Below are 12,463 nucleotides of genomic sequence, written 5' to 3'. Positions count from 1 at the left end.
CGCGCGTCCACCGTGTTTACTTAGATGGGCCCGACTTGATGACGTGAAGAATTTGACTCTTCGTCATCCCAGGTTTAAAGGTATAGCGCCCGGGTCGAATCGTCCTATCTAAACCGGCGTTCTTGAGCACCATGTCAAACTGAACCGCTGGTTCATGTATCAACTGATGCGCGTGTAAGAAAACAGACAAGTCGTGAATTGACATCCCTGGTTTCAATGTGAACGTGTAAGCAGAAGCACTCGATGACGTAGAATGACCTGTGCCGCCACTGGTCGAATTGCCCGTCGTATTAGACGTCGTATTGTCACTCGCGGCGCTCGTGTCGTTCCCAGTCTGTGGTACGGCTGAGGTGGTCGTATTCGTCGTTGTGTTCACTGTAGTCTTGGCTTGACCGACACCGGTTGTCACGCTGTCCCATTGTCCAGTCGAAGCCGTGGCAGGTTTGCTAGCCGATTGCGGGGCGTGAACCGCGTAACCGATGATACCGGCGACAACCACGGATACGGCAAACGCAATCCGGTAAAACCAGTTCCACCGCAAGAGCGGTCGATGGTACATCGACACCACTGATGTGACATGCCATTGTAGACCATGCCACGCCAATCGTACGTCCAGTACCCGTTGTCCGACGGACCCGCGCACGTAAAACACAATGGTGTCGCCTTCCATTTCCGTCACCACGACTTCGCCGCGAAGGATGGCGTTCCACAGTTTTTCGAGCGTTTCCGGGCTGTCGTCAAAGAGGCTTCCAGGGGCCCGTAAATACGGTGAAATCTCTCGTTGAAACGAGTCCTTGGGTATCTCGGGGAAACCGAGATCGCGAACAGCAGTGCGAAACGATGTATGAATCACAGACCGAATCAGCGGATTCGAATTAAGCTTGGCATCTTGCACGAGCATTCACCTTTTCGTAGGGTTTGAACACAGTCACCAGGATGACTGTGCCGATAAAATAGCGGACATCGCAACGCAATTCCATCCATCGCGATGACAACACACCTCTTCAGTCTAACAGGAAATCGACACAATAACCGCCTAGTCGACATAAAAGTTGGTCTATCGCAACTCGTCATATAGAAATTACGGTGCCAAGTGTCCCGGTGTGGGGGCTTTGTGCCCAGGCAATGAATGACATTTGTCAAGCTGCGCAATTTCCGTCCCCTGTGATATTCTCATAATCGCGCGCTATCGGCACATGTAGTGCACACATTGTCGTGATAACGCCACATTTTCGTGGGCACGATACGGAGACGAGGAGAATAACCTAACGTCGTTGTGTCGTGATTAGGTACTCTTTTGGGCAGGTGATTGGATTGGCTAAACCAGCGTTGCAAAAGTGGGTTGTAGAGAAATGTCTCAGAGAGAATCCCGCACCTTTTCAGCAGAATGGGACATCGTTCACATGGGCGGGCGACACGCGGGTCAAGAGTAAGCAATCGGGCCGCGTCTATCCAGTTCATGTGGAAATCCACGTGGAGGCCGATAAACGTACAGAGAACCAATTATCCGCCTGTTTGTGCCGCACCGAAGGTGTGCGGTTAGAGGATTTACAAATCGCGCATATGGTGAGTACACGGCTGCACGGCAAAGTGCATATTGCAGGTCTACCTCAATCTGATATCGAAGTAGACTTCAACAAATTCGTAAAATCGATTGCCGAGGAAAAGGACGCCTAATCCGCACGGGGGTCACACAGCTGACAGGCAGTGCCCAGCGACACCGCCTGTCAGCGCCACAATGACCGTTCACATCGTCAGTACAGCGCGGAATCGAACGCTTGACGACATCATCTTTTCAAACGCCTCATTTGCCTGTTCGAGCGGGAACGTTTCAATCATCGGCCGGACATCCGTCAGTACGCTAAAGCGAATCGTTTCCTCAGAATCCTTCGCTTGACCTGCCGTCCAACCGCGGACTGCGCGCCGCCCATTGAGCATCTGCACCGGGGACAATGGCATAGCATCACCTGATCCGGCGACGACAATCATCTCCCCATTCGCCCCTAACCCATCAAACAGTTGCGCGATGGCCTGACCGTTCGGTGCTGTCGCCAGAATCACCTTGGCGCCACCCATTTCCTGCAGACATTTCGCCGCGTCCTCCGACAGTGTATCAATGTACCGATGGGCCCCAAGTTTCAGCGCCAAAGCCTCTTTATCGCGTCCACGCGATACGGCGACCGTATGGAACCCTGCCTTGCGCGCGTACTGGATTGCAAGGTGTCCCAGTCCGCCAATTCCTTGGACAACCACCAAATCCCCCGCGCGGGCCGCACTGTTGCGCAGCGCCCCAAACGTCGTCACACCTGCACACATCAAAGGCGCGGCATCGACGGCCGACAGCCCGTCCGGAATGCGGGCAAGGCCATCTGCAAAAGCGACCATATACTCGGCGTAACCGCCGTCCATCGTCAGCCCTGTCACTTGGTCGTGACCACCATTCCAGCCGACCCCAACCCGTTCACCGACCTCAAAGCCCAGAACGCCTTCGCCAATCTGATCGATCACGCCGATTACTTCGTGTCCAGGAATCCTCGGATACTGCATGTGCGGAAAATGGCCCTCAATGGCCACGACTTCTCCGTGACACACACCACATGCCTCGACGCGAATGCGGACCTGACCGCGTCCAGCTTCTGGTATTTCCCGTTCCACCAATTGAAGTGCACCATTTCGCTCAGGAATCTGTACTGCTTTCATCGTCGCCATGTTCCTCACACTCCAACGCCATAGTTTGCCTCAGTAGCGTAGCGGACTGGGCTGCACGATGCAAATTCATACCATTACCCTCAATCAATTAATGGGCTTCTAATGGGCTTCATGAGCGATCGGCAGCGTAATCCGTATCGTCGTGCCGGTTTCACCGCTGTCCTGAACTCCGATATGCCCGCCGTGCGCCAGCACGATAAACCCACAAAAGGCGAGCCCCAGTCCTACCCCATTCTGTTTGGACGAACGGAACGGCGTAAAAATGGTCTCCCACTCGTCCTTCGGAATACCGGTTCCGGAATCTTGAACATCGAGGTGAATATAATTTTCGACAACATGCAGCTTGACGCAGACACTTTTGTGCAGCGCGTCCGGTGGAATTGCCTCAATACCGTTTTTCATGAGATTGACGAGCACCATGCATAACTTTTCTTTATCGACCGATGCTTTCACCTCGTAAGCATCCTTTGCAACCTGCAGTTGCGTCGACACGGCGTGCTTATCCGCAATCGGCCCAACAATGCGGAGTGCATCGCGTACAATATCGACCACCGGCACACTTTGAAAAACGACATGTCCATTCTTCAGGAACTCGTTAAATTCGTGCACGACATTGTCCGCATGCTGACCAGCCAATTTCATGCGGTGCACCAATTCGACCCCGCGCTCCGACAGTTCCGGCTCCACTTTGGGCAGAAAGTCCAGCGCAAACTTCATCGCAACCAGCGGCGTCTTCAACTCATGCACCATGGACTGTGTCACCAGCCGCAAATAATCGACACCCTGCCCCCGTTCTCGACGAATACACTCTCGCAGGTAATCGTACAAACTTCTCGACATGACGTTGACGCGGTTGGCCAGATCTCCAATTTCGTCATTGCGTCGAACGACTACCGGCTCATTGAAGTCGTGATTGGCCAACCGGTTGACCTTATCCGCAATCTCGCGAATCGGACGAATCAACAAGCTCGACGCGAAATACGCAATCACCACGATGAGGACCAATAGGACAAGCGAAATCATTAAACTGTTGTGCAACTGCTTATGCAGCGTGCGGGTAATCGTACCGTAATCCGTCACCACTTCCACGACATACTTCGTGCCGCTCTGCGACTCCGGCATAAACGTCTTCACGACCTTGTGCCCATGGACATCGTCGAGCACAGTCTGGATTTTTTGCGTCCGCAACGCAGCGTTTTTCTCTGCGACGTCAAGAGCTTTATTTTGATAGGTGTACTTGCCATACATGACAGGTTGATTGGCCACGTCCACCCAGGACGTCTGTTTATACCGATATTGAATCGGTTTCGTGCCGAAATTCTGGTTCAAAACGGTCAGCCCGACAATCGCAGGCTCCGACTTGAGAAGCTGCTGAATAAACGTATCCGTCCCCACGTCATCGGCGTAGTCTTCGAGTGATGAGCTTTCAATGAAGGGATCGATAATATAATTGGTTGATCCGTCATAGTAGTACCCCCACTTATCCACCTTGGTCGGATCAGACGTGGCATTAGCAAACGGGCCTGTCCAAAAGTCTTTCATCGCCGTACCGTATGTCGACAATTGCGGCTTTCCTTTTAAGAGATCTTGAAAAGCCTTGTACCACAGATTCATCTGCTTCGTACTTAATCCCACTTCTTTGGGATCCGACGATTTCACCCCGACAATGTCATTGACTGTCGGCTGAAACAGCGTAATCTCACTGACACCGACATTTTTGGCGACCTCGCGCAATTGCGCGTTGGTCACTTTCGCGGCATCGGGATTCAGTTGGTGCTCGGCCGCGATAGCCGCCATACGCAATTCTGTCCCGAGTAAATTGTCGATATATGTTTCACCGCGCCTAGCCTGGCCGATCTCTAGATTGAGCTGTTGCGAAACTAAGCGATTCTGCTCGGTGATTCGCTGCTCCAAAATCGACTTGGTCGACCAGTAGTAAAGCGCGTTACTGAGCACGAGAATCATGACCATCACACTCACCAGGACTAGTAGTGTCTTGGTTCGTATGGAAAAACACATTGGTATCTCTTTCACCTTGCTTACCACCCCTATATCCCCTTAATCATAGTGGATTTTTAAGGAATGCGGAAATGGCACTTTTTGCGTACGCAGTCAGGGGAAGCCGCGCTTTCGGTTGTTTGCCCTCCGCTTTCTCTTTAAATTTCAGGAAACTTGTAACATACCCCGTCACTCATACGTTATGAGCGTTTTGCAGATTTATAAACTCCCGCAGGGCAAGGGTTCTGAGGGCATGAAAAAGGACTTCACCCCAACCTTCGAGAAAATTTCAAGTAACCCAAACCAGAAATTTTCGAGGAGGGAAGTCCCACTATGTATATTCTCCAACCATCGCTCTTTTCCTTTGAAGACTGGTTAGAAATTGACTCCAGCGATCGTCTGCCCTTGTTCTTTGCTGTCTTGGATTTACAACCCTATGCTTCAAAATTGAGAAAACAGTCACCCCAAGGCGCGAAACCTATGAATCGTGAAGCGATTCTGCGTGCATTGCTGGCTGCTCCGCTTGAAGGAATCTCAACGTTCACAAGGCTTCATGAACGGTTGGCGCTAGATATATGCTTTCGCTACCAGTGTGGGTTTCGAATCGACGAAGCAGCCCCGTCGGTCTCCACACTGAGTCGCGTGTTTTCAGCCGTTGTTGAGTTGGGTCTCGCTGAGAAGCTCTTCATTGACCTGGTTAGTCAATGTAAAGAAGCGAGCATCATCAACGGACGCCATTTGGCTGTGGACAGTGCCGCCGTGAAGTCCTACGAGAAAAAACAACCTAAGTCCAAGAGCCAGGAAACGGGCAATGCCAACTGGGGCGCAAAATACGATACCTTTGGCAACAAGCTTGCTTGGTTCGGATACAAATTCCACTTGGCTGTGGACACCGCGAGTGAACTGCCAGTTGCTTTGGATGTCACACCAGCGAACGTCTTTGATGGTGAGATGGCGGCGCCATTGCTGGAACACGTCGTGACGACGCACGGTTGGAAAATCGACTTTGTCATGATGGATGCTGGATATGATCAAGTCAAAAACTATGAAACGGTTCGTCAATATGGTGCACAGGCGATTATCGCGATGAACAAGCGCGGTGAAAAAGAACCGCCTGAAGGAATCGCATCGGACGGGACGCCGCGTTGCACGATGGGATATAACATGGTGTATTGGGGTGCGGACGGTGACCGACTAAAGTTTCGCTGTCCGCACGCGGTTGGGAAGGTGGATTGTCCGCTTGGAATCGCGGCATGTTCCGAATCCAACTACGGTATGGTGGTCAAAAAGCGGATCACAGAAGATATTCGGCGGTACTGCACACCACACCGAGGCACGCAGAATTGGAAGTTGTTATACAACGAGCGAACTGCTGTAGAGCGTTGCAACGCAAGGCTTAAGACAAATTTGACGGCAAACGACGTCCATGTCCGAGGCATCCGAAAAGTAAAGGCGTACATGTTCCTCAACGCGATCGTGTTACTTGCATCGGCACTAGCTGTGAACCATATCGAACGACACAAGAAAACTGCATAAATCATAACAAGTTGACCTGATGAGACACGGCGCAAGAATACCGATATATGGAATATTGTCTGCTTACCCTAGGTGTTGTTCCTTTTTCACCTCCACCCAAAACGACCATTCTGCAAAACGCTCGTTATAACAGAAGAAGAAAATAGCAATTTACGTTGAAGGGGGAAACCACATGCACACGATGACCACCCGCGGCCGATTGATACCACTCGCCATCGCGGCGATGGCCGCCACGCCGTTCTTGATGACACCATCCGTGCACGCTGCAAACACGCAACACAAGATTCCTATCTCGATTTCCGGCAAACAGGTCTTGTCCATCCCATCCATCGTGGCACCCGACCCGGTCACCGGCAAACAGACCAGTTGGCTACCCGCCATGGACGTGGAAACCATCGCGCGCAATCTCGGCTTAGACGCCCATTGGATAAGCGGCGCCAACCAACTGCAGTTGCTCCTGCCAGTGGGATCAACCGCGCCCAGCGAACAAACACTGTCCTACCACTCGCCGAAAAACAATCAGTTTATCACCTTAGTCAATTTCAAGCCGGTTCAATATGCACCCGTGCTTCAACAAAAGGGGCAGAGCACAGAGGATTATCTGCCCGTCTACTACGTGATGAAGACGTTCAAATCGTTGGGAATCTCCAGCACCTGGAACGGATCTGCCTGGACCTTTACAAATGCATTTCAAACAACGGACGCGAGCCCGGTTTCTTATCCGCTCAATACGACGTTCTCGCTCACCCTTGCAAACGCGGACGCGCAAGACGAGGGGCTGCCAACGCCACCTGTCCCGCCTGCGTCGCCTGTGACCCTCACCCTGCCCTTCATTTCGTCGCTCAAACCATCGACGCAGGCTTTTCCTGATGCAAATCACAGCATACCAGTCGAAGATTACGTCCAGACGGGCTCAGCAGAGTACACGATAGAAGCCCCGATGGACAGTGTCGAGGCGTGGTACAAACAGGCATTTCCCGCACAGGGATATCATCAAGTCGGCTCAGGGCAAACCGGCAACTTCAAAACGGGAACCTATTCCGAAAGTCTGATCTTCGCGCCCACATCACAACAAAGTATGGATCCACTCTCCGTCACGGTCAGCTTCGAGCCTATCGACAATGGGCAAACGCTGGTCGACTACTGGGTGTCGGATGTCGTCCTGCCTCCAAGGCCACAGGACACATATCTCCCTTCCAATGTCTCTGAGGTCGACGTAACCGTCACCGGATCGGCAACCGCGTCCGCAGCCAACAGCGCGGCTTCTGGCACTTCGGGGGAAAATTCGGACAATGCGTCGATGAAGATTACCGATGCCACCACCATTCAAAAACTGGTCGCAGCCATTAACGGGTTGACGAACGTGGCGTCAGAGGGTGTGTCATCGGGCGCAACAGCGACCGCCGCCAGCAACGCGCCAAACCAACCCGCGTCAATCCTTGACACAATGGCGACGCTAACCTTTATCACGACAACTGGGCAACAGTATCAAGTGACTGCAGAAAAACAGGGACAAACGTACCTGCCGGTCACCGTTCAAGGCATTCCGCTGGAGGATAATGCGGGAACAGTCTGGACGACCTTGGAACAATCCGTCCACCTTCCACAATCGTGAACCACTATCTCCGACAGTTTGAAGTTGCTAGAATTGTGGTGAATTGATGTCATAGACTATCTAATGTGTCCTACATCCGTGGGAAGACTCATCAACTGAGTGTTCCGTGACCAAATCAACCACCAGGAGTGATGATATGGGAGATTGGCAACGCTATTTGGACGAACATCAGACTAGGTTTACCGAGGAACTTGTGGACTTGCTGCGAATTCCTAGCATTTCAACGGATTCCGCCTACCGCGAAGAGGTCCGGAGCGCCGCGCGTTGGACCGCCAACCGGCTGCAACAGGCCGGCATAGAGCACGTGCAAATCATGGAGACTGGCGGTCATCCCATCGTCTATGCAGATTGGCTGCACGCGAAGGGACGTCCGACGGTGCTTATCTATGGACATTTCGATGTGCAACCGGCTGATCCGCTCGAACAATGGGCCCATCCCCCATTCGAGCCACACATCGAAAACCACACCGTCTACGCACGGGGTGCCTCGGACATGAAAGGAAATGTCCTGTTGCCGATTCTCGCTTGTGAAGCGCTGCTTCGTTCAACAGGCGAGCTCCCCATCAATATCAAATTTCTCTACGAAGGCGAGGAGGAAATCGGAAGCCCATCGTTGGAGCCATTCATCAAGTCCAACAGTGACTTGCTTGTCTGCGATATGGTCGTGTGTGCGGACGGCGGTGTCGGATCGAAAGAAGCCCCCGTCATGAACGTCGGACGGCGCGGCTTGACGGCCATTGAAATCCACGTCAGAAGCGCCAACACGGATTTGCACTCCGGGGGTGCGGGCGGCATGGCTCCAAACGCAATTCATGCACTTGTCGCCCTACTCGACTCCATGCGCGACAGCGAAGGGCGCATTTTGGTTGAAGGGTTTTATGACGACGTTCGCCCCATCACCGACGACGACCGAAAAGAACTCGGACAGTATCCATTTCATCCTGAGGTATATAAGGAGAATACCGGGATTAAGGACTTTTTCGGCGAGCCGGAGTACAGCCCTGTCGAGCGAAATACGATGCGGCCCACGCTTGAAATCAACGGTATCTACGGTGGCTATCAGGGCGAAGGGACGAAAACGGTGATTCCACGCGAAGCTACAGCCAAAATCACCTGCCGATTGGTCCCCGACCAGACGCCTGAAAAAATCCGGCAGCTGCTCATCGCGCATATCGAGCGGCATGCGCCAAAGGCGGTCGACGTGACGGTCGAAACGTTTGCAGGAGACGCCAAACCATACGTCATCCCGCGCCATCACGAGGGGCTGTTGGCACTGGAGCGCGCGCTTTCTGCCGTGTCGGACAAACCGCCCGTACGCGTCCGCGGCGGCGGTACCGTGCCGGTGACCGCCCTGCTGAAAGATGCGCTCGGTGTTGAGACCATCACGCTCGGCGCGTCGCTTGGGAACGATCACGCCCATGCCCCAAACGAGCACTACGATTTGCAGAACTTCGCGCGAATCCAACGCGCATTCTGCCTACTTTTTGAAGAACTGGCCAAGGCGTAACGCGCTTGACCCGACAGTTGGCGCGTTGCACATGAAAAGCTTCCAGTTACATGCGTGTAGATAGAAACAGCGCCCGGCCAATGTGCAAAGACGCACCTTCGCCGGGCGCTGTTTTCAACCCAATCATCATTTACTCGATACGGAATATAAACCTATACCCTCAACCCTGTTCGACGCTTGGCCCTGAACGGATAACCGATACGGACCCCCAATCCAGTGTCAAATAGCGCGTGGCGTTGCCCACGCCCAACAAGACAATTAATGTGGCGAGCGAGATCCACGCGCCGACTTGCCCCAGGTGAACGACCAATACCAAGATAAGCGTCAGTGGGATAAACACCAGCCAATTGGATATCAACGACATGCGATACAAATAGGTCGTATCTCCCACGCCGCGCAGGCCGCCGGCAAAAATAATATTGGCGCCATCAAACAACTGGATGAACGACGCAATGTGAATCAGTGAGATAGACAGTAGATACACGGCCGGATCGGACGTATAAATCTTTGATACTGGAAGCGCAAACAGCCACAGGAAGATAGAGAACAGCGCCATGAAAATCAGGCCGCCGGCCGCAGTCAACAGCCCGCCCTTTCGGGCCTGTGCCGGAGCCCCCGCCCCGATGTCCTGCCCAACGATGACAGTCGCTGCAGCGCCAAATCCGTTCGCTGGCATAAACCCGAGCGACAAGATGTTGAGCGCAATTTCGTTTGCCGCCACCGCCGTCGTGCCTAGTCGCGTGATACACATCGTAAAAATGAGCATACCAAGGCTCATGGACAACTCCATGACACTCAGTTTGATACTTTCCTTCGCGAGCAGTCGGATGCGCGACCACTCTATCCCATACCAGGTACGCGTCGCGAACCGCTTCGCATACCACCCGTAATAGACGATGAGACTCAGGACAAATCCAAGTCCCTCCGTAATCACCATGCTCCAGGCGGCACCCTGTAAACCAAATCCGCGCCAACCCAATGCGCCGTACGTCAAGAAATAGGTCAAGACAATGAGCAATCCATTGGTAATGATGGAGATGATCATCGGCGTCCGCGTATCACCAACCGCGCGCATATACGCGAAAAACACGACGGTGAACATCGTAAATGCAAACGAGAACATTCGCACGCCCAAATAAGGCGTCCCAGCCGTGACGATGGCGCGATTCGCACCGAGCATCACGAGAATCTCCCGGGGCAACACAATACATGCCACAATCCAGATGACGTCGAGTGCAAGCGCAATCAGGAGGGCGGCCTGCATCCGCTTATTGCCTTCCAGCATTTTATTCTCGCCGAAGTTTTGTGAGACGAGAAAGTTGATAGATTCATTGAGACCAGCGAACAGCGCCCAAACGTTGTACATAAAAATATTGCATATTCCCACAACGGCAATCGCTGTTGGGCCCAGCCGGCCGACGATAATCAATGTCAGCATACCGGTCAGCGTCATCGACGAAAACGTGAGAATGGATGGTAGTGCCAATCGCAGTATCCGCTTCCACATGGCCACGTATGTCTCGCTTTCTAAGTCAATTCTTCATCAAGGCCAATTGCCGATGGCTCCACTTGATGCCCACCACAAATCACGATTTCAAACTACCGCATCCAGGCCCCGTCCCGCAATCACTTCTGGTGCCCGGATATAAATTTTTGTCACGAAAATCGGCGAAAATGAAACGTTTTTATCTCCAGATGGCAAAGCAGGAGAATCAGGGGATACAACCACCCAGCGGGGAGGATATGTGGAAGTTAAGAGACAGCGCAAACCTTCGATACGGCAGCTTCAGTCTGTCTCAGCCGGGAACCGGACGCGAAAACAGGAACCGCATTCGAGTTCACTTTCGACTTCTATGGTGCCCGAAAATGCATCGACCAGTTTTTTCACCATAAACAGACCGATACCTTGTCCACTGGCCTTATCGTTCATCTTTTGATATTTTTGAAACAATCTTCCTTTTTGTTCGGCACTCATACCACATCCATCGTCAATCACTTCCACCGTCAGGGACCGGTCCACTTGATACGCACGAATCATAACTTGTCCGCCTTCATAGCTATACTTGATGGCATTGCTTAACAGGTTCGATAGAATCAGCTTAAATCCAGAGCGATTCGCACAAATCGTAGCCGCCTCTTCCAAGTGAATCTCGCTCACCAGCGTGACATTCTGCGTTCGCGCTTTGGCTGCCATAATTTCTAGGACTTCCTGCATCAGTTCGCGCGGCCGAATCAACTTTTTGGCCCACAGTGCATCCGACGACAGCATGTGTTCCGTGCGAATGATATCGGATATCTCGTGATCAATGACAGTACAGTAATCAATAATCGAAGATAGCTTGTCCACGTGGGCGGAGTCCGCTGGCGTCGCATCCTTGAGCAGGGACGCATACGCTTTAATGACGGTTAAGGGATTGCGCACCTCATGCGAGATCACATGGACAAAATCCAGTTTCTCCTTGTACAAGTCGCGTTCCGTTTCGAGTTCGCTCTGCACAGATAGTGACGGGAGCGTAATGGAATTTCTTCGACTCGCATATAAACTCGATTTAACCATATCCACATCCGTCATTAACAAGGGATGACTGCGCATCATTTCAATCATCACGGCGGACGGGACTGTCCCACTGTCATACGCACAAACCGTCAGAAAGCCAAGGTCGCTCACCGTAATATCGCAACTGCACTCGTAGGTGTGCAGACGCTCGACAATGTCCTCTTGCGCTTGCCAGTCCACATGCCCCCATAGGCGGATAGAACGGCCCGCACCCAAATGGGGTTCGACAACATCTTTTAGATTTTGCAGCACGCGCTCAAAGTGAAAATCACGATACATCATATAGAACTTAAAGTTATTGACGTACGTCATTTGTTCAAGAAACGATGCGCGTCGTGACGCCTCGAGAAGTTCGCGAAGTGCAGTATAGTTCTGCAGGCTGTCAATGTAAATCACATGCTGACCCATGTTCAATCCCATTTCGATAAAGGAAACGACATTTTCTAAATAGGCCGATTGCGTTTTGTAGAAATACAGAATATGAGCACCATTCTCGACCGAGATGGACTTTGTCAATGGGATTGATTTTTGCATCAGATGT

9 protein-coding genes are annotated in these 12,463 nt (G+C 52.3%); 4 read left to right on the top strand and 5 right to left on the bottom strand.

What is annotated here, in order from left to right; translation table 11 throughout:
- Positions 1 to 16 precede the first annotated feature (16 nt).
- On the bottom strand, positions 17 to 895 hold the full coding sequence (locus K1I37_RS00965) for a hypothetical protein (protein WP_021294724.1): 879 nt from the start codon (positions 893 to 895) through the stop codon (positions 17 to 19).
- 419 nt (positions 896 to 1,314) lie between these two features.
- On the opposite strand from K1I37_RS00965, the gene K1I37_RS00960 reads away from it, so the two are divergent.
- Positions 1,315 to 1,677, top strand: a complete 363-nt coding sequence (locus K1I37_RS00960; protein WP_152498693.1) for a hypothetical protein — start codon at positions 1,315 to 1,317, stop codon at positions 1,675 to 1,677.
- 69 nt (positions 1,678 to 1,746) lie between these two features.
- Here the strand turns inward: K1I37_RS00960 and K1I37_RS00955 are convergent, their stop codons facing one another.
- Positions 1,747 to 2,709 carry an alcohol dehydrogenase gene (locus K1I37_RS00955; protein WP_021294726.1) on the bottom strand — a complete coding sequence of 321 codons (963 nt, stop codon included), beginning with the start codon at positions 2,707 to 2,709 and terminating at the stop codon, positions 1,747 to 1,749.
- A 99-nt stretch (positions 2,710 to 2,808) separates the two neighbouring features.
- Positions 2,809 to 4,743 (bottom strand): sensor histidine kinase, encoded by a 1,935-nt coding sequence (locus tag K1I37_RS00950; protein ID WP_152498694.1) that lies wholly within the window; start codon positions 4,741 to 4,743, stop codon positions 2,809 to 2,811.
- 297 nt (positions 4,744 to 5,040) lie between these two features.
- On the opposite strand from K1I37_RS00950, the gene K1I37_RS00945 reads away from it, so the two are divergent.
- From K1I37_RS00945 to K1I37_RS00935, 3 genes are all read left to right on the top strand, one after another.
- Positions 5,041 to 6,243: a transposase gene (locus K1I37_RS00945; protein WP_242215927.1), complete on the top strand. Its 1,203-nt coding sequence runs from the start codon at positions 5,041 to 5,043 to the stop codon at positions 6,241 to 6,243.
- 172 nt (positions 6,244 to 6,415) lie between these two features.
- A complete protein-coding gene (locus K1I37_RS00940) occupies positions 6,416 to 7,858 on the top strand; it encodes a hypothetical protein (protein WP_021295496.1) in 1,443 nt (480 codons plus the stop codon).
- A gap of 136 nt (positions 7,859 to 7,994) precedes the next feature.
- Positions 7,995 to 9,365 (top strand): dipeptidase, encoded by a 1,371-nt coding sequence (locus K1I37_RS00935; RefSeq protein ID WP_021295495.1) that lies wholly within the window; start codon positions 7,995 to 7,997, stop codon positions 9,363 to 9,365.
- A gap of 160 nt (positions 9,366 to 9,525) precedes the next feature.
- Here K1I37_RS00935 and K1I37_RS00930 read toward each other — a convergent pair whose 3' ends face one another.
- Positions 9,526 to 10,872, bottom strand: coding sequence for an MATE family efflux transporter (locus tag K1I37_RS00930; protein ID WP_040440968.1), 1,347 nt, complete (start codon positions 10,870 to 10,872; stop codon positions 9,526 to 9,528).
- A gap of 279 nt (positions 10,873 to 11,151) precedes the next feature.
- Positions 11,152 to 12,456: an MEDS domain-containing protein gene (locus tag K1I37_RS00925; RefSeq protein ID WP_021295493.1), complete on the bottom strand. Its 1,305-nt coding sequence runs from the start codon at positions 12,454 to 12,456 to the stop codon at positions 11,152 to 11,154.
- Between the last annotated feature and the right edge of the window lie 7 nt (positions 12,457 to 12,463).

Origin of the sequence: Alicyclobacillus acidoterrestris, from assembly GCF_022674245.1 — a bacterium.
Taxonomy (GTDB): Bacteria; Bacillota; Bacilli; order Alicyclobacillales; family Alicyclobacillaceae; genus Alicyclobacillus; species Alicyclobacillus acidoterrestris.
This window is presented reverse-complemented; position numbering and strand designations above follow the sequence as displayed.